Origin of the sequence: Streptomyces sp. NPDC005799 (assembly GCF_040630525.1) — a bacterium.
GTDB classification, from domain to species: Bacteria; Actinomycetota; Actinomycetes; order Streptomycetales; family Streptomycetaceae; genus Streptomyces; species Streptomyces griseorubiginosus_B.
In genome coordinates this window covers 179,206-204,101 of sequence record NZ_JBEXXQ010000004.1, presented here as the reverse complement: position 1 = coordinate 204,101, position 24,896 = coordinate 179,206, and the positions used below count along the sequence as shown (strand labels likewise).

The 24,896-nt window shown below is 71.4% G+C and carries 26 protein-coding genes; 21 read left to right on the top strand and 5 right to left on the bottom strand.

Annotation, left to right across the window (positions count from 1 at the left end; all coding sequences use genetic code 11):
- Nucleotides 1–51 precede the first annotated feature (51 nt).
- On the top strand, nt 52–1,530 hold the full coding sequence (locus tag ABZ453_RS06325) for a gluconate:H+ symporter (RefSeq protein WP_356762225.1): 1,479 nt from the start codon (nt 52–54) through the stop codon (nt 1,528–1,530).
- A 64-nt stretch (nt 1,531–1,594) separates the two neighbouring features.
- Entirely contained in the window at nt 1,595–2,113 is a 519-nt protein-coding gene (locus ABZ453_RS06320; protein ID WP_359012070.1) for a hypothetical protein, read from the top strand.
- Between the two features lie 315 nt (nt 2,114–2,428).
- Here ABZ453_RS06320 and ABZ453_RS06315 read toward each other — a convergent pair whose 3' ends face one another.
- Complete coding sequence (locus tag ABZ453_RS06315; protein ID WP_359012068.1) at nt 2,429–3,175, bottom strand: TetR/AcrR family transcriptional regulator; 747 nt, start codon at nt 3,173–3,175, stop codon at nt 2,429–2,431.
- A 159-nt stretch (nt 3,176–3,334) separates the two neighbouring features.
- Between ABZ453_RS06315 and ABZ453_RS06310 the strand changes: the two genes are divergently transcribed.
- Nucleotides 3,335–3,817, top strand: coding sequence for a hypothetical protein (locus tag ABZ453_RS06310; RefSeq protein ID WP_359012066.1), 483 nt, complete (start codon nt 3,335–3,337; stop codon nt 3,815–3,817).
- 102 nt (nt 3,818–3,919) lie between these two features.
- Here the strand turns inward: ABZ453_RS06310 and ABZ453_RS06305 are convergent, their stop codons facing one another.
- Complete coding sequence (locus ABZ453_RS06305; RefSeq protein ID WP_359012064.1) at nt 3,920–4,504, bottom strand: TetR/AcrR family transcriptional regulator; 585 nt, start codon at nt 4,502–4,504, stop codon at nt 3,920–3,922.
- A gap of 169 nt (nt 4,505–4,673) precedes the next feature.
- On the opposite strand from ABZ453_RS06305, the gene ABZ453_RS06300 reads away from it, so the two are divergent.
- The 4 genes from ABZ453_RS06300 to ABZ453_RS06285 all read left to right on the top strand — a co-directional run bounded on the left by ABZ453_RS06300 (nt 4,674) and on the right by ABZ453_RS06285 (nt 9,583).
- Nucleotides 4,674–5,303, top strand: a complete 630-nt coding sequence (locus ABZ453_RS06300; protein ID WP_359012062.1) for a hypothetical protein — start codon at nt 4,674–4,676, stop codon at nt 5,301–5,303.
- A gap of 330 nt (nt 5,304–5,633) precedes the next feature.
- A complete protein-coding gene (locus tag ABZ453_RS06295) occupies nt 5,634–7,970 on the top strand; it encodes a LuxR C-terminal-related transcriptional regulator (RefSeq protein ID WP_359012060.1) in 2,337 nt (778 codons plus the stop codon).
- A 145-nt stretch (nt 7,971–8,115) separates the two neighbouring features.
- Nucleotides 8,116–9,024 carry an MEDS domain-containing protein gene (locus ABZ453_RS06290; protein WP_359012058.1) on the top strand — a complete coding sequence of 303 codons (909 nt, stop codon included), beginning with the start codon at nt 8,116–8,118 and terminating at the stop codon, nt 9,022–9,024.
- 79 nt (nt 9,025–9,103) lie between these two features.
- Entirely contained in the window at nt 9,104–9,583 is a 480-nt protein-coding gene (locus tag ABZ453_RS06285) for an ATP-binding protein (protein WP_359012056.1), read from the top strand.
- A 32-nt stretch (nt 9,584–9,615) separates the two neighbouring features.
- Here the strand turns inward: ABZ453_RS06285 and ABZ453_RS06280 are convergent, their stop codons facing one another.
- Nucleotides 9,616–10,860 carry a hypothetical protein gene (locus ABZ453_RS06280; RefSeq protein ID WP_359012054.1) on the bottom strand — a complete coding sequence of 415 codons (1,245 nt, stop codon included), beginning with the start codon at nt 10,858–10,860 and terminating at the stop codon, nt 9,616–9,618.
- 58 nt (nt 10,861–10,918) lie between these two features.
- A complete protein-coding gene (locus tag ABZ453_RS06275; protein WP_359012052.1) occupies nt 10,919–11,431 on the bottom strand; it encodes a SigE family RNA polymerase sigma factor in 513 nt (170 codons plus the stop codon).
- A 157-nt stretch (nt 11,432–11,588) separates the two neighbouring features.
- Here ABZ453_RS06275 and ABZ453_RS06270 point away from each other — a divergent pair, with 157 nt between their 5' ends.
- Nucleotides 11,589–11,954: a hypothetical protein gene (locus tag ABZ453_RS06270; protein ID WP_359012050.1), complete on the top strand. Its 366-nt coding sequence runs from the start codon at nt 11,589–11,591 to the stop codon at nt 11,952–11,954.
- A gap of 9 nt (nt 11,955–11,963) precedes the next feature.
- On the opposite strand, the gene ABZ453_RS06265 is transcribed toward ABZ453_RS06270, so the two are convergent.
- Nucleotides 11,964–13,652 carry a glycoside hydrolase family 18 protein gene (locus ABZ453_RS06265; RefSeq protein ID WP_359012049.1) on the bottom strand — a complete coding sequence of 563 codons (1,689 nt, stop codon included), beginning with the start codon at nt 13,650–13,652 and terminating at the stop codon, nt 11,964–11,966.
- Between the two features lie 305 nt (nt 13,653–13,957).
- Between ABZ453_RS06265 and ABZ453_RS06260 the strand changes: the two genes are divergently transcribed.
- The 13 genes from ABZ453_RS06260 (at nt 13,958) to ABZ453_RS06200 (ending at nt 24,860) form a co-directional block, all read left to right on the top strand.
- Nucleotides 13,958–14,767 carry a hypothetical protein gene (locus ABZ453_RS06260; RefSeq protein WP_359012206.1) on the top strand — a complete coding sequence of 270 codons (810 nt, stop codon included), beginning with the start codon at nt 13,958–13,960 and terminating at the stop codon, nt 14,765–14,767.
- Nucleotides 14,768–14,842: 75 nt separating this feature from the next.
- Entirely contained in the window at nt 14,843–15,553 is a 711-nt protein-coding gene (gene cpaB / locus ABZ453_RS06255; RefSeq protein ID WP_359012047.1) for a Flp pilus assembly protein CpaB, read from the top strand.
- A 9-nt stretch (nt 15,554–15,562) separates the two neighbouring features.
- On the top strand, nt 15,563–16,819 hold the full coding sequence (locus tag ABZ453_RS06250) for an AAA family ATPase (protein ID WP_359012045.1): 1,257 nt from the start codon (nt 15,563–15,565) through the stop codon (nt 16,817–16,819).
- Entirely contained in the window at nt 16,816–17,208 is a 393-nt protein-coding gene (locus tag ABZ453_RS06245; RefSeq protein ID WP_359012043.1) for a TadE/TadG family type IV pilus assembly protein, read from the top strand. The genes ABZ453_RS06250 and ABZ453_RS06245 overlap by 4 nt, the downstream gene beginning before the upstream one ends.
- Nucleotide 17,209: 1 nt before the next feature.
- On the top strand, nt 17,210–17,560 hold the full coding sequence (locus ABZ453_RS06240) for a TadE/TadG family type IV pilus assembly protein (RefSeq protein ID WP_359012041.1): 351 nt from the start codon (nt 17,210–17,212) through the stop codon (nt 17,558–17,560).
- Nucleotides 17,561–17,581: 21 nt separating this feature from the next.
- The gene (locus ABZ453_RS06235; protein WP_208785110.1) at nt 17,582–18,919 is read left to right on the top strand and encodes a CpaF family protein; all 1,338 of its coding nucleotides are present in this window, start codon (nt 17,582–17,584) and stop codon (nt 18,917–18,919) included.
- Between the two features lie 10 nt (nt 18,920–18,929).
- Nucleotides 18,930–19,874 carry a type II secretion system F family protein gene (locus ABZ453_RS06230; protein WP_359012038.1) on the top strand — a complete coding sequence of 315 codons (945 nt, stop codon included), beginning with the start codon at nt 18,930–18,932 and terminating at the stop codon, nt 19,872–19,874.
- Nucleotides 19,875–19,910: 36 nt separating this feature from the next.
- Complete coding sequence (locus tag ABZ453_RS06225) at nt 19,911–20,798, top strand: DUF5936 domain-containing protein (protein ID WP_359012036.1); 888 nt, start codon at nt 19,911–19,913, stop codon at nt 20,796–20,798.
- A 17-nt stretch (nt 20,799–20,815) separates the two neighbouring features.
- Nucleotides 20,816–22,345: a histidine kinase gene (locus ABZ453_RS06220; RefSeq protein ID WP_359012035.1), complete on the top strand. Its 1,530-nt coding sequence runs from the start codon at nt 20,816–20,818 to the stop codon at nt 22,343–22,345.
- A gap of 94 nt (nt 22,346–22,439) precedes the next feature.
- Nucleotides 22,440–23,279 carry a response regulator transcription factor gene (locus ABZ453_RS06215; RefSeq protein ID WP_359012033.1) on the top strand — a complete coding sequence of 280 codons (840 nt, stop codon included), beginning with the start codon at nt 22,440–22,442 and terminating at the stop codon, nt 23,277–23,279.
- Between the two features lie 130 nt (nt 23,280–23,409).
- Nucleotides 23,410–23,643 (top strand): hypothetical protein, encoded by a 234-nt coding sequence (locus ABZ453_RS06210; RefSeq protein ID WP_356762207.1) that lies wholly within the window; start codon nt 23,410–23,412, stop codon nt 23,641–23,643.
- Complete coding sequence (locus ABZ453_RS06205) at nt 23,643–24,239, top strand: pilus assembly protein TadG-related protein (protein ID WP_359012204.1); 597 nt, start codon at nt 23,643–23,645, stop codon at nt 24,237–24,239. The genes ABZ453_RS06210 and ABZ453_RS06205 overlap by 1 nt, the downstream gene beginning before the upstream one ends.
- A gap of 33 nt (nt 24,240–24,272) precedes the next feature.
- A complete protein-coding gene (locus tag ABZ453_RS06200) occupies nt 24,273–24,860 on the top strand; it encodes a hypothetical protein (protein ID WP_359012031.1) in 588 nt (195 codons plus the stop codon).
- Nucleotides 24,861–24,896 lie beyond the last annotated feature (36 nt).

The following is a 24,896-nucleotide window of genomic DNA, read 5'->3' as shown; positions in this document are numbered from 1 at the left end:
GCCGCGATCCCCCCTGCCCGAAAGCCCGATGCATTGACCCAGAGGACCCCCATGTCCCTCCCGCTCGCCGCGACCACCCCCACACAGGCCCCACCCCACACCGGTGGCCTGCTCCTCCTGATCGACGGAACCCCCGGCCTCCTCACGGTCGCCGCCCTCGGTATCGCGCTCCTCCTCTTCCTGATCATCAAGGTCAGACTGCAGCCCTTCGTCGCCCTGCTCGCCGTCTCCATAGCCGTCGGCCTGCTCGCCGGGCTCTCCGTCACCGAACTCTTCGGCACGGTCCAGCGGTCGGACGCCGTGTCCACCATCGAGTCCGGCATGGGCGGCATCCTCGGCCATGTCGCGATCATCATCGGCCTCGGCACGATGCTCGGCGCGATCCTCGAAGTAAGCGGCGGAGCAGAGGTGTTGGCGTCACGGCTGCTCGGACTGTTCGGCGAGAAACGAGCCCCCCTCGCCATGGGCCTCACGGGCCTGATCTTCGGTATCCCGGTCTTCTTCGACGTCGGCATCTTCGTCCTCGCGCCGATCGTGTACGCGGCGGCGAAGCGGGGCGGCAAGTCGATCCTGCTGTACTGCCTCCCGCTGCTCGCGGGCCTGTCCATGACCCACGCGTTCCTGCCCCCGCACCCGGGTCCCGTGGCGGCCGCCGGCCTCCTGCACGTCGATCTCGGCTGGGTCATCCTGATGGGCGTCGTCTGCGGCATCCCGGCGGTGCTCGCCGCGTGGGCCTATTCGGCGTGGATCGGCAACCGTGTCTTCGTGGCCGTACCGCAGGACATGGTGGAGGCGGCGGCGGAGGCCCGGCAGGCGGTGATCGACGAGCAGCGCGCGTCGGGCGTCGAGCCGCAGGAGAGGCCCGTGCCTCTGGGCACCGTCCTGGGCATCATCGGCACCCCGCTGATCCTGATCCTGGCCGCGACCTTCTCCTCCATCGCGCTGGACCCCTCCACGGGCCGCTCGGTGATCGAGTTCTTCGGCCACCCCTTCGTGGCGCTGACGATCGCCCTGCTCCTCGCCTACTACCTGCTGGGCATACGACGGGGCTGGTCCCGCAAGTCCCTCGAGACCGTCTCCACCGCCTCCCTCAAGCCGGTCGGCAACATCCTGCTGGTCGTCGGCGCGGGCGGGATCTTCGGCGCGGTCCTCAAGGCCAGCGGGGTCGCCCAGGCGCTCTCCGACACCTTCCACGACGTCGGCCTGCCGGTCCTGGTCCTCTCCTACCTGATCTCCCTCGTCCTGCGCGTCGCGCAGGGCTCGGCGACGGTCGCCATCGTCACCACGGCCGGCATCGTCGCGCCCCTCCTCGCGGGGGGCCACCACTCCCAGGCCTTCGTCGCCCTGGTCATCATGGCCATCTCGGCCGGCTCCATCTTCGCCTCCCACGTGAACGACGGCGGCTTCTGGATGGTCGCCAAGTACTTCGGCATCACCGAACGCGACACCCTCAGGACCTGGACGGTCCTGGAGTCGGTCCTGTCGGTGGCGGGGTTCGTGGTGGCGCTGGTGCTGAGCTGGTTCGTGTAGGCGTCTCATAACGAAGTTGGGGCTGGCTGTGTCCGACACAGGATCGTCGACCATACTGCCCGCTGTGGAGCAGCGCATAGGTTCGAGCAGTCAGCCCCTGAAGGCAGAGCCCGTGAAGGGCGCCGGGTTCGACCCGGCGTTCATCCCCGGGTTGACCTCACCCGCGGCCGAGGAGCCGGAGGACGCCACGCCCGAGGGTGGGGACGTCGAGACGGAGGAGGCGGAGACCCCGGTGGTCGGGGCCGAGACCGACGAGACCGACGCCGACTCCGGTGAGGAGGAGGTCGAGGACGGGCCCGTGTTCGAGGCTTCTGACCGGCGGGCCAGAATCGTCGCCGACCGCCGGGGCATCCGTCTCAGCCTCGACGAGGAGAAGTGCGAGTTCCGCTGGGACGAGATCGGCGCCGTCGAGACGGAGTCCCCCCGCTTCGGCAAGCGGTACACCGTCACCGTCCACACCCCGGACCGCCGTTGGTACCCGATCGAGATCGAGGCGCCGGCCCGGTCACGCTTCCAGGAGTGGGACGAGCAGCTGGACGCGGTGCTCGACGCCTACTTCGACGAGGACGCGTCGGACGCGTAGGACATCGGTCGCGCGCCCCCGGACGCCCGGGTGAGCGCGCGGCCGGCTTCGAACGACTCCCGCCGCCCGGGAGGTGCGGTGGGGGCCCGCGTCCGGCGGTGCCCGTGGCTCCGGAACTCCTCGGCGAGTACGGCGATCCGAGCGTCCTGCGGTGTACGGGGCCGCCGTTGATGGTGCCCTCGACGGCCACGCGGTTCCCGTGGCTGCAGGCGCGGTGGGGGCCCGCGTCCGGCGGTGCCCGTGGCTCCGGAACTCCTCGGCGAGTACGGCGACCCGAGCGTCCTGCGGTGTACGCAGCCGACCTTGAGGGTGCTCTCAAGGCCCGGGCGGCTCCGGACGTTCACGAGCCGTTGGCGGTTGCGGGCGGTGACTCTCCCTCGGGCCCGCGGAGTTGTCGGCGGGAGCAGCCGTGGCGGCCGGTCGACCGGCGGGGCCCGGGCCGCCGTCGTGGTCGCTTGCGTCCCTCGCGCCGGGCTGACGTGCGTCGGGCAGCCATGGGGCGAGCGCGCTGTCGACCTCGCCCGCCACGACGTCGTGGCCGAGCCGTTCGCCGAGCATCGAGCGCCGGAAGAACAGCGAACCGGCGATGCGGGCCATCAGCTGCCCGGCGTGTGCCTGGACACCGGGGCGCAGTTCACCGCGTCGGGCGGCGGCGTCGAGCGCGTGCGTGAAGTGCCGGCCGACGCGGCCGAACATGTCCTCGCGGATGCGCCGCGCGTTCTCGTCGCGCTCGGCCCGTTCGACGACGGCGGCGATGATGGACGCGGACGCCGGCTGGTCGAGCCAGTCGGCCTGCTGCTGGATCCGGGCCGTCAACTGGTCCTGCACGGGGCTGTTGTCGAAGGTGAGCAGCGGCCGGACGCTGTGGGCGAGCGCGTCGATGAGAAGGGTCTGCTGGTCGGGCCAGTGCCGGTAGACGGTGGCGCGACCGATGCCGGCCCGTTTGGCGACACCGCCGTGGGTGACGTTCTCGGGGCCGCCCTCGACGAGGAGTTCGGTGGCGGCGGCCAGGGCGGCGGCGCGGCTGCGCAGGGCGCGGGGGTCCTCATTGGTCCGGGGCATCCGGGCACCTCTTCCTCCGCCATCTTCTGAGACTGTTTGACTCACACTTGCTCTTCGATACATACTGTCTCACAGCTCGTCGGAATGCCTCCCTTGCTGATCGAGCGCGTCCGTCGCAGGTCCGCCGTGGGTCTGCCGCAGGGCCCGAGGAGACGGCTCATGCCCATGAACGAGAACGTCATCACGCTTCGCTTCACCAACCGCGCCGCCGCCTATCAGGCGCTGGGCGCGCTGAGGCACCTCAATGCCGCCGGCGCCGAGATCCACGGCGCCGTACTGGTCGAGCGCCCCGACGACGGCGCGGTGCGCGTCACCGAGGAGGCGGACGGAGAGGTCCGGCGGATCGGCGTGGCCGACGCCCGCATCGCACAGACCCCGCCCGGCGCGGCGGTCGTCCTCGCCGCGGTCGCGGAGTCCGGCACCGACACCTTGGACATGCTGGCGCTGTGGTACGGAGCCGTCCTCGAGCGCCGCCCGGTCGACGGCGTACGCGCCGGCCTGTACGCGCTGGAAGGGGGCGCCGACGAAGTCTCCGCGGTCGGGGCGCGGGTGGCGACGGGCTGGCGCGAGGGGCGGCGCGCCGGGGCGCCGGGGACACCCTCGGCGGGTGTCGCGGTACTGAGCCGGATGAGCGCCGCGTAGCCGTCGGCGCTCCATGGACGCGGGGTGGATCCCCCCTGCCCCGCAAGGTGAGGGCGGGCCCGACACGGGCCCGCCCTCACCGCTTTCCCCGGCGATGCAGGATCAGGCGTTCGGCTGCCACGGTGCGAGCGCGCCGTCGACCAGGCTGACCACGAGGTCCTTGTCGAGACGTACCCCGTGCAGGAAGCGGTAGAAGATCAGTGGGCCGACGATACGGGCGATGAGATCCGTGCCGTGTTCCTCGGCGCCCTCGCGCAGTTCGCCGCGCTCGACCGCGGCGGCCAGTGTGCGGGTGAAGTGCTCGTCGGCCTTCCCGAAGATCCCCTCGCGGATGCGCCGCGCGTCGTCGTCCCGCTCGGCCCGCTGGATGACCGTGGCGAGCACCGACACCGCGCTCGGCTGATTGAGCCGGTGGGTCATCTCCACCATCTGATGCACCAACTGCTCGCGTACGGGGCTGTCGTCGAAGGTGAGCAGGGGCTGGACGTCGTTGGCGAGCGCGTCGATGAGAAGGGTCTGCTGGTCGGGCCAGTGCCGGTAGACGGTGGCGCGACCGATGCCGGCCCGTTTGGCGACGCCGGCGTGGGTGACGTTCTCGGGGCCGCCCTCGACGAGGAGTTCGGTGGCGGCGGCCAGGGCGGCGGCGCGGCTGCGCAGGGCGCGGGGGTCGTCGTTGGTCCGGGGCATCGGAACACCTCTTTCTCGGCAGCTTGTGAGACGGACTGCCTCGCAAACCTTAACCGTCGGCCACGGCATGGATGGCCCGAGGATGTGAGACAACTTGACTCACAAACCATCTCTGATACATAATGTCTCACAGAACGAGGAAGCACATCGCAATCCACGGAGGTATCTCATGACCATGACCGCGAACGAGAACGCCGTCGCCCTTCGCTTCGCCGACCGCGCCACCGCCTACCAGGCCCTCAGTGACCTCAAGCACCTTTCGTCCCCCGCCGCCGACGTCCGCGGGGCCGTCCTGATCGAGCGCCTCGACGACGGCACCGTCCGCGTTCCCGAGGGCCTGGAGACCGCGGCCGGACGCAACACCGCCGTCGGTGGACTGGTCGGCTCGGTGGTCGGCATCCTGGGCGGACCGCTGGGCGTGCTGATGGGCTGGGGCATCGGCGCCATGATCGGCGGAGGCTACGACTTCAAGCGGGCCGGTGAGGCCACCGAGGCCGTCGGCGCCTTCACCCCCCACGTCGCTCCCGGCGGCACGGCGATCCTGGCCGAGGTCAAGGAGAGCGACACCCAGGTGCTGGACCTGCTGGCCATGCGCTACGACGCCGTCCTCGAGCGCCGCCCGGTCGACGCCGTACGCGACGAGCTGAAGGCGATGGAGGAGGCCGCCGAGCAGGTCCGCAAGGAGGAGGCGAAGGTCAGGCGGGAGCAGAAGAGGGCCGAGGTCGCGCAGAAGTTCAACCGGCTCACCGGCGGACGCCGGGAAGGCGAGGCGGCACCGGAGGAAACGCCCGCCGGGTGACGCGACACCGAGGATCCGGGCAGGCCGGGCGATCCCGTCGAGCCGGGGACCGCATCCGGGACGGTGTCCTTCTGGCCCTGCGCCGTCGTTGCGCGTCCGTGGCACCGCTTCGGCGCTGCCACGGCTCGTGCCCCCCTGCCCGGTCGGTCTGCGCGCTCGGTCGGACTCGGCCGGCGCTCCTCCGGCCGCCGGACAGGGGCGCGCGCAGTGTACGCGCGCCCGTTCCCCCGGCACGGACCTCCGGCAAAGTGCACTCGCGGGTGTGACCACGACGTGCATATATGCCGAACCGAGAGGAGAGTGAGCTTCCGTTGCCAGGGGAGGCTGGTCATGGGTGGATCAGCGCCGCGACGGGAGCGTCATCTGCCGGTCGAGACCACCAGCTTCGTCGACCGGCGCGGCGAACAGACCGCGGGCCGCGAGCTGCTCGCCAGGGCACGCCTGGTCACGCTGACCGGACCGGGCGGCGTCGGCAAGACGCGCCTGGCCGCACGCATCGCGGCCAGCGTCGAGCGCACCTTCCCCGACGGCGTCCGTTTCGTGCAGCTGGCCGGGCTGGACGACCCGGCACTCGTCCCGGTCGCCGCCGCCGACGCCCTCGGCCTGCACGACCACTCCAGCCAGCCCCCGCTGGACGCCCTCGTCGAGCAGGTGCGCGACCGGCGTCTGCTGCTCGTCCTCGACAACTGCGAACACCTCCTCCAGGCCTGCGCGGACCTGTCCGCCGCCCTGCTGCACGGCACCACCGGCGTCCGCGTCCTCGCCACCAGCCGCCACCGCCTCGGCCTGACCGAGGAACACCTGCTGGAGGTACGGCCGTTGCCGGTCCCCGCCCCGGACGGCGACCTCACCTCGGCCGACGGCTACCCCGCCCTCGCCCTGTTCGCCGACCGGGCCGCCGCCGTCGTCCCCGGCTTCCGGCTGACCGCCGCCAACCGTGCCGCCGTGGCCCGGCTGTGCCACCGCCTGGACGGCCTCCCGCTCGCCATCGAACTGGCCGCCGTCCGCATGCGCGTCCTCGGTGTCGAACAGCTCCTGGAGCGCCTCGACGACCGCTACCGCCTCCTCACCGCAGGCTCCACCACCGCCCTGCCCCGCCACCAGACGCTGCGCGCCGCCATCGACTGGAGCCACGAACTCTGCACCGAACAGGAGCAGTTGGTGTGGGCGCGGGCGTCCGTGCTGGCCGGCGGCTTCGACGCGGAGACCGCCGAGGCGGTGTGCGCGGACGGTGAGCGGGTGCGCGCGTACGAGGTGCTGGAAGCCGTCGCCGGTCTCGTCGACAAGTCCGTGCTGGGCCGGGAGGAGGGCCCCGGCGGGGTGCGCTACCGCCTGCTGGACACCCTGCGCCACTACGGCCTGGAGAAGTTACGTCGGGGAGCGGGCGAGGAGGTCGCCGCGCGGCGCCGGCAGCGGGAGTGGGTGCAGCGGCGGGCCGCCCGCTGCGAGAGCGCCTGGTTCGGGCCGGGGCAGCGGGACATCGTCGCCCGGCTCCGGGCCGACCAGGACAACCTGCGCGCCGCTCTCGACTTCAGCCTCACCGAACCCGGCGAGGCCCGTGCCGGACTGCGCCTCGCGGGCACCCTCTGGTTCTACTGGCACGCCTGCGGGGCGCCCCGCGAGGGCCGCTACTGGCTCGACCGGGCCCTGGCCGCCTGCCCCGAGCCGACCCGCGAACGGGCCCGCGCCCTGTGGATCGTGGGCCTGCTCGCCGGCTCCCAGGAGGACCTGACCTCGGGGCTGGCACGCGCCGAGGAGGCCCGGGACCTGGCCCGCTCCCTCGGCGACGAGGCCGAGGCCGTCCACGCCGAGTACGTCATCGGCGTCCTGCGCCTGTTCAACAACGACGTGCCCGGCGCCCTGGAGCACTACCGCGCCACCGTCGCCCGCGGCCGTGTCCCCGGCCAGCACCTGTCCCTGGTCGGCCTGGACCGGGTCGAACTCGCCTGTGCGCTCGGCTTCCTGGGCGAGGCGGACCAGGCCGTCGAGGTGTGCGTGGAGACCCTCCGGCTGTGCGAGGAGCACGGCGAGGAGTGGGTGCTGTCGTACGTGCTGCGGATGCTGGCCCTCGCACACACCGTGAAGGGCGAGTGGGAGCAGGCCGAGCGGCATGCCCGGGACGCCCTGCGCCGCAAACTCGCCGTCCGCGACATCATCGGCATCGGCCTCACCCTCGACCTGCTCGCCCAGACCGCCGCCCGGCGCGGGGCCGCCGAGCGCGCGGCGGTCCTGCTCGGCGGCGCCGACCGCGTCTGGGCCGACGTCGACCGGTTCCGCTGGGGCTCCCAGGCCCTCGGCGCCACCCGGCTGGAGAGCGAGTCCCGCGCCCGGGAGGCTCTCGGCAGGGCCGCGTACGAACGGTCGTACGCCCGCGGCGCGGCCCTCGGGCTCACGGCCACCGTCGGCTACGCGGTGGGGGAGCCCACCGGTGAACCCCCGCCGCAGCGGCCCGAGTCGGCGCCGGCCGAGCGGTGCGACGGCGTCCGTCTCACCCGCCGCGAGAGCGAGGTCGCCCAACTCGTCGCCCAGGGCCTGGCCAACCAGCAGATCGCCGACCGTCTCGTCATCGCCCGCCGGACCGCCGAAGGGCATGTGGAACGCATCCTCAGCAAGCTCGGCTTCAGCAACCGCAGCCAGATCGCCGCCTGGGTGACCGCCCAGCGGTGAACCGATCCCCCTCCCCACGGAGATGCCCTCCCCACGGAGATGCCCTCCCCACGGAGATGCCCTCCCCGCGGAGATCCCCTCCCCGCGGAGATCCCCTCCCACGAGATCCATTCCCCACGAGATCCGCTCCCCACGAAGGAGAACCATGACCGCTCGACCAGCCCCCACCCCGGCCCCGTTCGACCACCGCATGGGCGTCTTCGGCGCCGACGACGAGTTCGTGGCCGCCGCCGTGCCCTTCCTCACCGAGGGCCTCGGCGCCCCCGGCGAACCCCCGCCCGCGGCCATCGCCGCCCCGGCCAAGCTGGACCTCCTGCGCGACGCCCTCGGCAGCGACACCAAGGAGGTCGCGCTCATCGAGCACACCGACTGGTACACCGGATCCGCCGCCAACGCGGTCGCCCAGGGCGCCGGTTACCTCGCTGCGCAGGCCGGCCCCGGCGGCCGGGTCCACCTCCTGATGGAACCCGTCTGGGACGGCCGCGCCGGGCGCTCCGCCCGGGAGACCACCGAGTGGATCCGCTACGAGGCCCTGGCGAACCTGCTGTTCGCGCCGATGGCGACGACGGTCCTGTGCGCCTACGACACCCGTACCGCCGGTGAGGCGATCGTCGAGGCGGCCCGCCGTGCCCACCCCGGCTCGGGTGTGTACGAGGACCCGGTCCGCCTCACCGCCGAGCTGGACGCCGTGCCCCTCGCACCGCCCCCGCCGGACGCGGAACTCCTGCGGGAACCGTACGCCGACGCTGTACGCTCACGGGCGGTGGCCCGTGGTCTGACGCGGGTGGACGCCGAGCTGTTCACCGAGGCGGTGACCGCGGCACTGGGCACGCTCGGGCCCGTGACGGCCGTACGGCTGTGGGGCGAGGCGCCCGCCTGTGTGTGCGAGCTGCGCGCCGCGCGCCGGGTCGGTGACCCGCTGGCCGGGTTCGTGCCACCGCCCACCCCCGAACTGGAGCCGGAGCAGGGGCTGTGGTTCACCCGGCAGGTGTGCGCGTACGTCGACGTCCGCGACGACGAGCACGGGGCCACCGTACGGCTGCAGTACGGGTAGGGCACGGGTGGGTAGGCAGGTATGGAATCAGGTAGTCCTCCCCGTGTGCCGTGCCCGCGGGGAGGTCATCCTGTTCCGCATGCTGCAACGCTCCGGGAGCACTCGCCCGGACCCCGACCCGCATGATGCCGCGTACCCTCAACCGCCCCTGGGTGCCGGTGACCTGAGTGTCCAGTACGGCCCCTTTCCCTCGTCCGTGCGGCGGGCCCGGTCGGAGGTGCGAAGACAGCTGGAGGCGTGGGGGATCACGGACCGGGACGGCGAGGTGGTGGAGGTGGCGGAGCTGCTCGTCAGCGAGCTGGCGACCAACGCGCTGCTGCACTCCGGGGGCGGCTTCCGGCTCACCCTGTCCGCGGCCCACGGGGTGCTGCGCTGCGAGGTGAGCGACTCGGGCCGGCGTGTTCCACGGGTGCTTGACGCGGGCATGGGGGAGAGCGGGCGGGGGCTGTTCCTGGTGGAGGCACTGGCGTTGCGCTGGGGCTGGCGTCACGACGGACCGGGCAAGAGCGTGTGGTTCGAGCTCGGTACCTGCGGGGCGGACGGCTGTGGTCGGCGATAGCCGTCCGCCCGCGCGGGCTGCCGTTCGGCCCGTTACTGCCACCACTTGGGGCTGAGGGCGATCGCCCTCAGCTGCTTCATGGTCAGCGCGGGGGTCTTGCGGGTCGCGGGGGTGTCCTGGGCACCGGAGTTGAAGGCGCTGATCACCACGCGCCGCCCGTCCTTGCGCAGGGTGTCGACGGTCCACCACACGACACCCGCGCCGCCCTTCTCGCCGGGCCGCTGGTGCAGGGCGACCTTCGTCCCGTCGGGCAGCGTCTCGGAGTCGGAGCCGAACAGCTCGGCCCCCACATCCGACATGTCGGCCTGGACGTTGACCTGGACGAGGCTCCTGCCCTTGCCGTCGTCCAGGACGAGGTAGCCGAAGCCGGTGTCCTGGCCGCTGTCCTCGGACACCGTGAACTTCCCCGCGGGCAGCAGACTCCTGAGCATCGGGGCGACGGACACCGTGCTCCGGGAGGCGGTCGCCGTCGGCTCGGCGGCCGGCGCGCTCGCGCCCCGCGGGATCGCGTCGACGGCGTCCCGCCAGGCGCCGGCCGCCGCCAGCTGCCTCAACTGCGCGGCGGACAAGGGAGGTTCGGGCCGGGTGACGGGCGAATTCTTCTCCGCCGCCGCGTTCCATTCGCCGACGCTGATGTGCCGGCCCTCGGGCGTGACGAGTTCGGCGGTCCAGTACTTGGTGTCGACGCGGCGGTCCGGATACTCGTACCCCTGCAGCACCATCACCACCGAGCCGTCCGGCAGCCGGGTCGTGCCGCACGCGTCGTAGTGCACATACGCCTTGCCCGGGCACTCGGTGGTCTGCCGTGCCTCGTCGCCGCCCGGCTCGATCCGGTCGAGGCCCACCTCGATCGCGGCCGCGCCCTTCCCGTCGTCGTACACGAGGTGCACGAACGGTCCCGGCTTCTCGTTCGTGCCGCGCGCCCGCGCCTGGCTGAACTTGCCTTGTGGGAGCAGCTTTTCGAGGGTGCGGATCAGCTGGTGGGCGGAGACGGGGGCGGGGGCCGGCTCGGGGGTGTGCCGGGAGGTGCCGACCGTGGCGGTGGCCCGCGGCGAGGATCCGCCAGCCGGCAGGAGCAGCGCCCCGCCCACCCCGACGAGCGCGAGGGAGGCGGCGCCGCCCACGACGGCGGCCCGGCGCCGCAGCAGACGCCGGCGGCCGATGCGGACACCGGCGGCGACGAGTTCGGCCCGGTCGGTCGCGAAGGCGCTGCCCGCCTCGTGCAGTTCGGCGGTGAGCCGGTCTTCGAAGGGATCGCTGTGCTGTTCGACGGGCATGGGGGTCCACCGTTTCGCTGAGGGTTGAAGTGAGGTGGGTGGGTTGAAGTGAGGCGGGTCAGGGGCGCGCGTACTCGCCGAGGTCCTCGCCGAGCAGCTCGCGCAGCCGCCCCAGCGCCCGCACGCAGCGCGTCCGTACGGCGGCCGAGCTGGCGTTCATGACGTCGGCGGTCTCCTCGACGGAACGGTCCTCCCAGTACCGCAGGACGACCACGGCCCGGTCCTTGGCGGCCAGCCGGGCGAGCGCCTCCAGCAGCGTCAGCCGCAGCGAGGGGTCCCCGTCGGGGGCGCCGTCGGGCAGCTCGGGCAGTGTGTCGGTGGTCTGCTCGGTGCTGCTGCGCCGCCGCTGATGGGCGAGGAAGGTCCGGGTGAGCACGGTCTGGGCGTAGGCCGCGGGGTTGCCCACCCGGGACACCCGTCCCCATCTGACGTAGAGCCGGCCGAGGGTCTCCTGCACCAGGTCCTCGGCGAGATGCGTGTCCCCGGCGGTCAGCAGACAGGCGGAGCGGTACAGATGCCCGGCGCGGGCGGCCGCGAACTCGGCGTACTCGTCCGCACGTGCCTGTCTCATACCGTCTTCCCCCTGCCGCGGCGCCGCTCTCACTTCATTGATGCGGTGGCACCGGGGAAATGTTTCACACGGGATCGACGAACAGGACCGACGAACGGGACCGATAAGGTGCACCGCCCGCCCGATCACCGTGACCGCCCCTCGCGACGGAGGCCGCATGACCAGCCCACCCAGCCCACCGCCCTCACCCGGCTTCGGCCCGCCCCCGCCGCCGCACGCCTTCTCTCAGCAACCACCCCCGCCCGCACCGGAGTTCCTGGCGGTCGACCGCGACTACTCGATCCTGGTCGACTCCGCCGGTGTCGCCTTCGACGACCACGGTCTGTCCGTCGATTTCGGCTGGCACGAGATCCGCAGCGTCCACTACAAAGCCGGCCCCTCCGGTAAGACCCTCATGGTCGCCGTGATCCACGTCGACGGCACGTTCTACGAATGTGCCGTCGACGCGAAACGCCGGGAGGGGGTCCAGGAGTGGTTCGCACAACTGGCCTTCGTGCTCGGGTACTACCGCCCCATGGGCTGAACGAGGTCCCTACGGCAGCGCGTGCACATGTGGTCCGACCGAGCCCGACCACGAACCGCCCGCGGCCGCGTCCCAGTTGGTGGACCAGGTCATCGCGCCCCGCAGGTCGGGATACGTCTTCGACGGCTTGAAGGAACCGCAGTTCGTGCCCTTCGTCAGGCAGTCGAGGGCGTTGTTCACGACCGTCGGGGAGACGTATCCGCTGCCCGCGGCGCTGGTCGAGGCGGGCAGACCCAGGCCCACCTGGGACGGGGAGAGGCCGCCCTCGAGCTGGATGCAGGCGAGCGCGGTGAGGAAGTCCACCGAGCCCTGTGAGTAGACCTTGCCGTCGCAGCCCAGCATGGAACCGCTGTTGTAGTACTGGGTGTTGACGACGGTCAGGATGTCCTTGACGTTCAGCGCGGTCTGGAAGTAGCCGGCCGACGTCGACTGCATGTCGATGGTCTGCGGGGCCATGGTGATGACGAGGGACGAGCCGGCCTTCGCCGACAGGGACCGCAGCGCCTGGGACATGTACGTCGGGTTGAGGCCGTTCTCCAGGTCGATGTCGACGCCGTCGAAGCCGTACGTCTGCATCAGCGAGTACACCGAGTTGGCGAAGTTCGTCGCCGAGGCGGAGTCGCTCACCGACACCGTGCCGTTCTGCCCGCCGACCGAGACGACCACCTTCTTGCCGGCCGCGTGCTTCGCCGCGATGTCCGACTTGAACTGGTCGACGGTGTAACCGCCGAGCCCCGCCGAGTCGAGCGTGAAGCTCACCGCACCCGGGGTGGACGTCGCGTCCGCGAACGCCACCGCGATGATGTCGTACTGGGCGGAGACGTCCGAGATCTTCTGGACCGTGGCGCCGTTGTTGAAGTTCTGCCAGTACCCGGTCACCGCGTGCCTGGGGAGCGAGCCCCCGCCCGTGCCGGTGGTCGCCGTCGTGCCCGTGACCGCCGCCGACTTCGCCGACTCACCCGCCGAGTTGGTCGCGGTGACCTGGAAGGAGTACGAGGTGGCGGCCGCGAGCCCGGTCACGGTCGCCGAGGCGCCGGTCACCGCGGTCACCTTCGTGCCGTTGCGGTAGACGTTGTAGCCGGTGGCGCCCGAGACCGCGTTCCAGGACAGGGACACCGACGAGGACGTCGTACCCGAGACCGCGAGGCCGGACGGCGTCGCCGGGATGGTCGGGGCCGGGTCGCCGCCCCCGCCGCCGTCCGGGCCGAGGACGGACACGTCGTCGGCGTAATAGGCCGCCTGTCCGTACCAGCCGTGGGTGTAGACCGTGACGGACGTCGTGGCCGCGCCCGTCGTGAAGCTGGTCGTCAGCTGCTTCCACGAGGACGAGTCCGGCGTCCAGGTCGACACGTCGGTCGTGCCCGTGCCCGTGACGCCCAGGAAGGCGTAGCCGCCCTGCACCCAGGCGCTGAGCGAGTACGTCGAGTTCGGTTTCACGGCCACGGTCTGGGAGCACTGCGCATTGTCCTGCCCGGCAGGCGTCGCCTTCAGCGCGGCCGAGCCGCCGTGCACCGGGGAGGAGACCGTCGTACCGCTGCCGGCGGAACAGGTCCAGTTGCTCAGGCCGGACTCGAAACCGGCGTTCTTCGCGTTGTTGACGTCCGCTGCGGACGCCTGGCCCGCTCCCGCGAGGGACAGGGCGAGGGCGGCGGTGACGGCTGAGGACCAGAGCCGTGTCGATCGTCTCAGTGGGGACATGACAATAAGTTGGTCCAGACCAATCCGGCTGTCAAGAGGTCCAGACCAACTCGGCCACCCGGCGCCGGATCGCTTCGGCGTCGGCGAGATGCTCAACCTGCCCCGTTTTGACGTGTCTTGTGAAACGGCAGTTGCCCATCAGCTACAGAAACGCTGTTCTCCGGTCACAGAGGCGTGGATACAGTGCTGAGGTAGTCACGCAGTGAAGTCATATCGGTGTACCGGAGTAACCCCGCCCCGGTGGGCCGACGGCGTAACACGGGGAGCTGCGCGTGCCAACTGCCATTGCCGTGACCAGTGCCGACATGGCGCTGCCGCCGCTGGACGAACGGACCCTGCCCGCCGTCGTCCTGCCGGACCTTGACCGACAGCCGCTCGACCAGGCGCTGTCCGCCGTCCAGGCCCTCGTCGACCAGCACGGGCATCTCGTCGTCGTGTCCTCGCGCGCCGCCCCGCCCGGAGTGGAACGCCGGCTGCACACCATCCGCTCGCTCCTGGAGAGCGACCGTATCGCCCTGTTCCGGCCCGATCTGCCCCCGCTCGGACTGGCCGTCCTGGCACGGCAGTTGCGGCAGCTGGCGTCCTGCGACCTCTCCCCGGGCGTCCTGGCCTCCGCGGGCCGGCTGCTCACCCACTACATCCACGCGGGCGCGCTGCTCGGCTCCGTGGCGCGCCTGGACCGCGTCCCCGTGGGCCTGAAATCCCACGCCAAGTCCTGGGTCCCCGGCAGTCACTTCGCGGTCCTCGCGCATCCCGAGCCGCAGTTGGTGAAGCTCGGCCCCGCGGCCGCCCTGGCGGGACCGGAGTTCGGCACCTGGATGCTGGTCGGCAAGGGCCAGCTCCAGTCGGACTGGGTGAGCGCGACGCTGGCCAAGCAGTGGAACGTGCAGGGACTGAGGGAGACCGTCCCGCCCGCCGAGTCGGCGACCTGGTGGGGGACGAACAAGCTGGTCGAGTTCGCGACCTTCCTCCCCGACCTCTCGGTCCTCTACCAGCTCGTGACGTCCGTCCGGCAGAGCAGCTGCCACTGGTGCGGCATCGACGTCATCGGCGACCGCTGCGTGTTCTGCTCCGCCACGCCACCGCTGCTGGAGAACCAGCTCCCGGCCGGGTGAGTCCCGAACGCCCCCCGCACCGCCCGCCCGATCCCATTCCGCTCGACCGATATCCCCAATGAGGTTGTACGGCTCATGAACTCCCGTCAGCGCCGCGGCGTGCTCCTCCTGCTCCTGTCGGTCCTGTGCGCCCTCGGCGCGTTCGCCGGCGTCCTGTCCGTCATCAGTGACGTGAAGTCCAAGGTCGGCCCCGAGGTCACCGCGTACCAGGTGAAGGACAACATCGCGCCGTACACCCAGCTGGACGCGGACCAGTTCGAGAAGATCAAGATGCCGAAACGGTGGCTGTCGCACAACGCGATCACCGATCTCGGCGCCCTCCAGGGCAAGATCGCCGTCACCACGCTGCGGGCCGGGTCCCTGCTGCAGAGCGACATGATCGTCGACCAGCCCGCTCTGCAGCCGGGTCAGCAGGAGGTCGCCATCATGATCGACGCGGCGACCGGTGTGGCGGGCAAGATCAAGCCGGGTTCGACGGTCAACGTGTACGCCACCTTCGCGGGCCAGCGGGAGGGTGATCCCGCCCAGTCCAAGATCATCGTAACGAACGCGAAGGTCCTGGACGTGGGCGAGATCAAGGCACTGGACCCCTCCGCGAGCGACAAGAACAACCAGCAGCCCACCGACGAGGTCCCCATCACCTTCGCCCTCTCCACCCTCGACGCCCAGCGCATCACCTACGCCGAGTCGTTCGCCCAGCGGGTCCGGCTCGCCCTGGTGGCGCCGGGCGGCAGCACCACGGTCCCCGACAAGGACCGGACGTACCAGCTCGCGAAGGACAAGTGAGAGGCCCCCATGCCCACCAGGATCCTCCCGGCAGTCGGGGACGCGGACGCGGTGCGTTCCATCACGACGCTGCTCAGCCAGCTCCCGGACGCCGAGCCGGTGGCCCCGGTCGTCGACTCCACCCAGCTCGTCGACACCCTGGCCCGGCTGGCCGCCGAGTCCATCGACGAACTCCCCGAGGTCGTGGTCGTCCACGAGCGCATCGGCCCCGTCCCCGCCCTGGAACTCATCCGCGAAGTGGCCCTGCGCTTCCCGGCGGTGGGCGTCATCCTCGTCACCTCGGACGCGAGCCCGGGACTCTTCCAGGCCGCGATGGACTACGGCGCACGCGGGCTGGTCGCCCTCCCGCTGAGCTACGAGGAGCTGGCGAGCCGCGTCCAGGCGGTCGCCCAGTGGTCGGTGGGCGTACGGCGCCATCTGGGCGCCGGCGGCGACGTGTTCACCGGCGTCGGCGGCACCGTGGTCACCGTCAGTGGCGCGAAGGGCGGGGTGGGAGCCACCCTGACCGCGATCCAACTGGCGCTGGCCGCCCAGGCCTCGGGCCGGAGCACGGCCCTGGTGGACATGGACCTGCAGACCGGGGACGTGGCGTCCTACCTCGACGTCCAGTTCCGCCGCTCGGTCGTCGACCTGGCCGCGATCACGGACATCTCGCCCCGGGTGCTGGCCGACGCCGTCTACCGGCACGACACGGGGATCGCCCTGCTCCTCGCGCCGGGCGAGGGCGAGCGGGGCGAGGAGGTCACGGACCGGGGCGCGCGGCAGATCGTCAGCGCGCTGCGGTCACGGTACGAGGTCGTGGTCATCGACTGCGGGGCGCAGCTCAGCGGGGCGGGCGCGGCCGCCGTAGAGATGGCGGACATGGCCCTGCTCGTCACCACCCCGGACGTGATCGCGGTCCGTGGCGCCAAGCGGGCGGTACGGATGTGGGACCGGCTGCAGATCCGCAAGGCCGAGGAGACGACCGTGGTCGTCAACCGGCACAGCCGGGCCACCGAGATCCAGCCGCAGCTGATCCAGAAGATCACCGGCACCGCGGTGGCGGGGACCGTGATCCCGGCCAACTTCAAGGAGCTGCAGGGCGCGGTGGACGCGGGCCGGGTCCATGAACTGGACAGCAGGGGCGTGGTGAAGCAGGCGCTCTGGTCGCTGGCCGGGGAGTTGGGGCTGGTCAAGGCGGCCGAGGCGGCTCACCGGGGCGGCGGGCGGTTCCGGGGCGACCGGGGCGCGGTGAGCTTCCGGCGCCGGAGGGAGGGCGGGGGATGAGGAGGCCCGGGGCCGTGCGGAGAGGGGACAGCGGTCAGGTCGCCATCGAGTTCCTCGGCATGACCCCGCTGATCATCGTGACGCTGGTGGTGCTGTGGCAGCTCGTGCTGGTGGGATACGCGTACACGCTCGCGGGGAATGCTGCGGACGAAGGGGTACGGGCGGCAACGGCCGCTCCCCGGGGGGAGCGCTTCGGCGTGTGCGAGCAGGCGGCGCTGAAGGACCTCTCGGCGTCCTGGCGGGGAGGGACCACGGTGGACCAGTGCGGCGGCACCGGCTTCGTGACCGCGGACGTGTCCATACGGGTCCCCCTGCTCTTCCCGGGCGCGGTCTCCGTCCCCATCACCGTGCACGGACACGCGGGCGCGGTGGAGGAGGTGAAGGACTGAGATGCCCTACGACCGCACACGTCGCGACCGGGGCCAAGTGGCCATCGAGTACCTCGGGTTCATCCCGGTGCTGCTGCTCGTCGCCCTCGCCGGCATCCAGCTCGGCCTCGTCGCCTACGCCGCCCAGCAGGCCGGCACGGCGGCCCGGGCGGGTGCCCGTGCCGCCTCGCTGCGCCAGGACGCGGGCGCGGCCTGCGCGGACGCCGTCAGCAGCCGGCTGACGGTGCGGTGTTCCCCCGCGATGGGGAGCGACTCGGTGACCGTGACCGCCTCCGTGCGCATCCCGAAACTCTTCCCCGGACTGGGGGACTACCAGGCCAGCAAGACCGCCACCATGCCGCTCGACCACTGAGGCACGCGAGGAGCACGCACCATGAGCCTGCGGGCACGTATCAACTCCCCCGAGGAGAACGGCCATCGGGGCGAGGATGGCCATATGGTCGCCTCGTACCGGGCCAAGCTCCTGGAGGAGATCGACCTCGCGGAGATGTCCTCGCTGGCCGCCGCCGAACGTCGGGCCCGGCTCGAGCGGGTCCTCGGGCACATCATCAGCCGCGAGGGCCCGGTGCTCTCCACGGTGGAACGCTCCCAGCTGATCCGGCGGGTGGTGGACGAGGCACTGGGCCTCGGCATCCTGGAGCCGCTCCTCGAAGACGCGTCCATCACCGAGATCATGGTGAACGGACCCGACGCGATCTTCGTCGAACGGGGCGGCCGGGTGGAGCAGCTGCCGATCCGCTTCGCCTCCCACGACCAGCTGATGCAGACGATCGAACGCATCGTCTCCACGGTCAACCGGCGGGTCGACGAGTCGAACCCGATGGTCGACGCCCGTCTCCCCTCCGGCGAGCGCGTCAACGTGATCATCCCGCCACTGTCCCTGACCGGCGCGACCCTCACCATTCGGCGCTTCCCCCGCTCCTTCACGCTCCAGGAGATGATCGGCTTCGGCTCGCTCGACGAGCACATCCTGTTCCTGCTCGCGGGCCTGGTGCAGGCGAAGTTCAACATCATCGTCTCCGGCGCCACCGGCACCGGCAAGACCACCCTCCTCAACGCCCTCTCCGGCCTGATCCCGGAGGGCGAACGCATCATCACCATCGAGGACTCCGCCGAACTCCAGCTCCAGCAGTCCCACGTCATCCGGCTGGAGTCCCGCCCCCCGAACGTCGAGGGCAAGGGCCAGATCACCATCCGCGACCTGGTCCGCAACTCCCTGCGTATGCGGCCCGACCGCATCGTCGTCGGTGAGGTCCGCGGCGGTGAGTCCCTCGACATGCTCCAGGCGATGTCGACGGGCCACGACGGCTCACTCGCCACCGTGCACGCCAACAGCGCCGAGGACGCGCTGATGCGCCTGCAGACCCTCGCCTCCATGTCCGACGTCGAAGTCCCCTTCATCGCCCTGCACGACCAGATCAACAGCGCCGTCGACGTCATCATCCAGCTCACCCGCTTCGCCGACGGCGCCCGCCGCGTCACCGAGATCGCCCTGCTCGACAGCCACGGCGGGGAGCCGTACCGCCTCGCCACCGTGGCCCGGTTCAACGCCCAGCCCATGGCCCCGGACGGCCGGATCTACGGCGCCTTCCAGCACTTCCCGCTCACCCGCCGCACCGCCGACCGCCTCTACATGTCCAACCAGCCCATCCCCCAGGCCTTCGGCGTCGCCCGGTCCGCGGACGAGCTGGCCACCCGAGAAGCCAGGTAGGTGCCGTCCCATGGATCTGCAGAACCTCGTCACCCTCACCACCGGCATCACCCTGCTGACCTGCGTCCTGGCCGTCGTGGGCGTGCACAGCTACGCCACCGGCAGGGCCGAACGGGCCGCGCTCGTCGAACGGCTCGCGCACACCGGCCAGATCCCGGCCGGCGGCCGTGCGCGCCGCTTCCGCACCCTCGACCGCCGGCTGCGCCGCACCAGGCTCGGCAAGAAGCTGGAGCTGCGGCTCGCCGCCACCGGCCTCGACGTCACCCCCGGCGAGTTCTTCGCCTACATGCTCGCCACCGTCGCCGGCCTGTGGCTCATCGGCCAGGCCTCCCTCGCCCCCTTCTTCGGCCCGCTCGCCGGGCTGCTGGGCGTCGGTGTGGCCGTGCAGTTCCTCAACTGGCAGCGTCAGAAACGCATCGAGAAGTTCATCAACCAACTCCCCGAACTCGCTCGCATCCTGGCCAACGCGACCCAGGCCGGACTGGCCCTGCGGACGGCGATCGGGATGGCCGCGGAGGAGCTTGAGGCACCGGCCGGCGAGGAACTGGGCAAGGTAGCCGACCAGTTGGCGATCGGCCAGTCCATGGACGAGGCGCTCGGCGACCTCGCCGACCGGCTGCCCTCGCGCGAACTGGTCGTCCTCGTCACCACGTTGGTGCTGTCCAACCGGGCCGGCGGACAGGTCGTCGGCGCGCTGCGCAACCTCACGGAGACGCTGGAGGAGCGCAAGGAGACCCGGCGCGAAATCCGCACCCAGCTCTCCCAGGTCACCATGACCTCGTACGCCGTCCCCGCCCTGGGTGTGGGCGCCCTGTTCCTCATGAACGGGGTCAAGGACGGTGCCCTGGACCGGATGACCGGATCACCCGTCGGCCAGGCCTGCGTGATCATCGCCTTCGCGCTCTACGCCGTCGGCTTCGTCCTCATCCGCCGTATGTCCCGCATCGACGTCTGACCCGTCCGACAGTTCTCCGCCGAGGGGAGGAAGAAAATGGCACTTCTGCTCGCGGCCGTCATGGGCCTGAGCGTCTGGGGCGTCTTCGCCGGGATCCGCATGTACCGCGCGGAGGCCAAACTGCCCGGTGACCTGGTGCTCGCCCTGGAGGTGGGCGCCACCCGCACCGGTGCGGTCGACTCGCTCATCGACCGGCTCGGCATGCGGTACGCGCCCGCCGTCCTGCGCCTGATGGGCCCCACCCTGGTCGCCAAGTACCGCCGCAAGATCGACCTCGCGGGCAACCCCGGCGGCCTGACCATCGACCGCTACGCCGCCCGCCGCGCGGTCTACGGCTTCCTCGGCGCCGTCGGCTTCCTGGTCTTCCTGATGCGGGGCCAGTACCTCGTGGCCCTTCTCCTGCTCGCCTTCGGCGCGTTGTGGACCGAGGTCGGCATCTGGGCGGCGATCCGCATCCGCAAGGACGTGATCGAGCGGACCCTGCCCGACTTCCTGGACGTGCTCGCCGTCGTCGTCAGCGCGGGCCTCGGCTTCCGTCAGGCCCTGGACCGGGTGGCCTCCCGCTACGAGGGCCCGTGGGCCGACGAACTCCGCATCACCCTGCGCCAGATGGACCTCGGCATGAGCCGCCGCCAGGCCTTCGCCGAACTGCGGCGGCGCAACGACTCCGAGCAGGTGGCGATGTTCGTGACGGCGCTGCAGCAGGGCGAGGAGCTGGGCGCCCCGATCGTCGACACCCTGGTCTCCCTGGCCAAGGACATGCGCCGTACGGACGCCCAGAACGCCCGCCGCAAGGCCGCGCGTGCCGTCCCGCGGGCCACGCTGATGATCACCACGTTCATGGTGCCGGCCACCCTGCTCCTGCTCGGTGCGGGTCTGCTGCTGGGCTCGGGCACCGACTTCGGCACGATCACGGGCAAGTAGCGGGGGAGGGCGCGGACATGGCGACGACGAGGGAGGCCACCGGGCTGCTGTGGCGGCGGCCGAGGACGCCGGAGATCACCACCCCGCCGGCCGGCACGGTCCTGCCGGACCACGTGCGCACCGGCGCGCCCGACATCCCCGTCACCTCGGTGACCCCCGCGCTGCCGCCGGGATGGGCCCCGGCGAACGCCTCCCCCCTGCCCGGCGTGCCCCGCCAGGCCACTCGCGCGGACCGCGAGCCGCGGACGCCACAGGAACCGGTCGCCGCGGCACCCGTACCCGCCACCGAAGGCCGCCGCCGCAAGGCCCCCGAGGCCCCGACGCTGCCCATCCAGCTCAACGCCCTCCAGGCCATGTGCCGACAGGTTTTCGGCTTCCGTCTGGCCATGATCAGCCTCGCGGCCCCGGCGGCCCTGCTCAACGCGTCCCCCGGCCTGGCGACCCGCCTCGTCGGCGCCGCGGTCGTCGTCACGTTCATGGGCTCCTACGTCCTCTTCCGCGACTGGGAGCGCTTCGGCCCGCTCCTGCTGCGCCACCCGGCCCTGCTCGTCGTGGACACCCTCTTCGGCTTCCTGCTGCTGGTCTCCGCGGGCCCCGACACGACCCTCGCCTACGTCGGCGTCTGCACCCCGCTGCTGGCCGGCATCGTCTACAGCTGGCGCGGCGCGGCCTGCTTCGCCTCGCTGCAGTCGCTGATCCTGCTGATGGTCTACGCGACGAGGAAGGACCTGCACGGCAACCTGGCCGAGGCACTGCTGCTGCCCGGCCTCTGCGTGATCGCGGGCGCGGTCGGTTCCTCTCTCCGTGGCCTGATGCTCCGCTTCGGCTCCGCCACCCAGGCCCTGACCAAGGTCCAGGCCCGGCTGGCGGTCACCGAGGCGGTCAGCGCCGAACGCGCCCGGCTGGCCCGCGAGATGCACGACTCGGTCGCCAAGACCCTGCACGGCGTGGCCCTCGCCGCCGACGGCCTGGCCGGCTCGGCCGGCACCGAACGCATGGACCCGGCCCTGGTCAGGCAGCAGGCGGAACTGGTGGCCCGCTCGGCCCGCCGCGCCGCGTCCGAGGCCCGCGAACTCCTCACCGACCTGCGCCGCGAGAACGACCCGGACCACGGCACGGACGTCCTCGTCGAACTGGCCGCCCGCACCCGCGACTTCAGCACCCGCACCGGCCTGCGGGCGGCCTATCGCCCGATCGGAGAACACGCCGTACCCCCCGTCCCGCCCGCCGTCGCCCGCCAACTCCTCACCATCGCCACCGAGGCCATGGAGAACGCCCACCGCCACGCCGACCCGACCCGGGTGGAGGTCAACGCGGGCGTCCACGACGGCCTGCTGCGCATCAGCGTCTACGACGACGGCAAGGGCCTCCCAGCCGGTACGACCCTCGAACAGCTCCGCCGCGCGGGCCACTTCGGCCTGGTCGGCATGGTCGAGCGGGCCGCCTCGGTGGGCGCCCGCATCCGCATCGGCCGCGGCGGCCGCCCGACGGGCACGGAGGTCCGCCTGGAACTGCCGCTGGCCGCACTGACGACGGAGACCGCGTGAGTACGACCGAGTACGACCGAGTAGGACGAAGCGCGACCGAGTAGCACCGAGTAGGACGTCCAAGTCCCCCCACATCCACGAGAGGAGGCCGCAGATGCCGGAACAGACCTTCCCCCACCCCGGCGCGCCGCAGCCGAACCCGTTCCAGGAACGCCCGGTCCCCGCACCGTTGAAGGTCGTCGTCGCGGACGACAACCCCGTGGTCCGCGCGGGCCTCACCGCCCTGCTCTCCGGCCGCGAGGACATCACGGTCGTGGCGGAAGCGGCGGACGGCCGCGAGGCATACGAGGCGGCCCGTCGACACCGCCCCGACATCGTCCTCCTGGACGTCCGGATGCCCGGCGTGGACGGCATCTCGGCCCTTCCGTACCTGGTGCCGATCGCGCCGGTCGTGATGCTCACGTACAGCAGGGAGTCGGAGATCGTCCAGGAGGCGCTGCGCCGGGGCGCGGTGGGCTACCTGGTCCACGGTGAGTTCACGGCGGACGAACTGGTCTCGGCGGTACGGGACATCAGACAGGGCCGTCCCCACCTCACGGCGACGGCGACGGGGGCACTGCTGGCGCAACTGCGCGAGACACGCCCGACGTCGGCGGAACCGTTGCCGGAGGGCCTGGGAAGTGCGACTGCATACACTGACACACCCTCATTCCCCTTGCCGTACAGCAATCCACCCAAAGCCTCTTCGCAAACGCAACCATCTGTGGCACAGTTGAGGAAGCGCTACCAACTCAGCACGAGGGAGGCGGAGATCATGGACCTCATCGCGTCCGGCATGACCAACCAGCAGATCGCCGCCACGTGCTTCATCAGCGAGAAGACGGTCAAGAACCACATCAACCGCATCTTCGCCAAGCTCCACAGCACCAGCCGCGCCGAGGCGGCGGCCAAGTGGCTCGGCACGGCGCCCGGTTCGGGCCGAGGGCTGGGGTGAGCGGCCGTGCCGGAATGGGGGAGCGCCTGGGTCCGGGATTGGGCCCGCGATTGGGCCCTGGGGCCCTCTGGTGAGCGGGGTACCGCGGCGTACGGTTCCGGCGTCGGAAGCGAACCCGGAGGGGACCACCATGAGCGACCTGATGCTGAAGAAGGCCGTGGCGGCCAAGGTGCGTGTGAACGGCTGGAAGAACACGACGGTCGAGGCCATGCAGCGTCGCGCCGCCGACAAGGGGCAGACCGCGGTGGAGTATCTGGGGATCATCGCGGTGGTTGTGGCGATCGTGCTGGCGATCACCGGTACGAACATCGGTCAGACGATTCTCACCAAGATCACGGCGCAGATCGCCAAGGTCGCTCCTTGATCCGACCTCGTCGGTACGGCGACGCAGGGCAGGCCTTTCCCATCTACATCACTGTGGTGGGGGGCCTGCTCTTTCTTGCGTTCGCCTACTTCGCGGTCGGCCAGGCCGCGGTGAACCGGAACGGCGCCGAGACGGCGGCCGACGCGGCAGCGCTCGCGGCGGCACAGCAGACCCGGGACCAACTCGCGGGCGATTGGGTGAAGAACGTACTGGACCCGACGAAGTGGCAGGACATCTTCGACGGCGAGGGGGCGCAGCCCATCGGTTGCGGGCGGGCGGCTCAGCTCGCCGGTCAGAACGACGCCACCGTGGCTTCGTGCGCGATGCAGACGGTGCCACTGGGCTACAAGGTCACGGTCGAGACGAACAAGCCCATTGGTGATTCCATCGTCCCCAGCACGACGGACAGGCACTCGCACGCGTCCGCCACCGCCGTGATCAAGTCCCTGTGCACCTTCGACCCTCCCGCCGCCGCCGGAGGCGCCGAGCTGCCACGGCTCACCTGCAAGGACGACAAGATTTGGGACCTGGATCCAACCGATCTCACCGATCTACCGGAACCCCAGGATCTCTTCGATGTCCACCTGGCCGACTGACAAGCGAACGACGAGTGGTGAGGAAGCAGAGCGATGAGCATTCGGTTCACTGCGAAGGCCCGCAGGGGGATGGTCGCGCTGACCGTAGCGGCCGGACTGGCGGTCGGGGTGGCCGGCTGCGGCGGCGGTGACAGCGGCGGCGGAGACAAGAAACCGGGCACATCCGCGTCCGCGTCGAAGAGCAGTGGATCCGATCCGAGCACGCAGGAGGGGCAGTCGCAGACACCCCTGGCTGAACTCAAGGGGACGGACGGGTTGCTCCTGCAGATCACCTCCGCCACCAGGGACACGGGCGGCTTCGTCACCGTGAACGGCACCATGAAGAACGACGGCGCCCAGTCGGTCGCCATCCCGGCTCAGGTGACCGGCGACGAGACCGAGATCATCAAGCACGGCACCTCACTCGGCGGCGCCACGCTCGTGGACTCGCAGGGCAAGAAGCGCTATTACGTGCTGCGGGACACGGACGGACGGCCGCTCACGACGATCGGGCTGACGACACTCGAAGCCGGCCAGAGCATCCCGGTCTTCATGCAGTTCCCCTCCCCGCCCGCCAGCACTACTGACGTCACCCTGCAACTGCCCACCTTCTCCAGCGGCACGATCAAGATCTCCGGGTGAGGCCGACCGTGACCACCACTCCACGCCTCCCCCTCG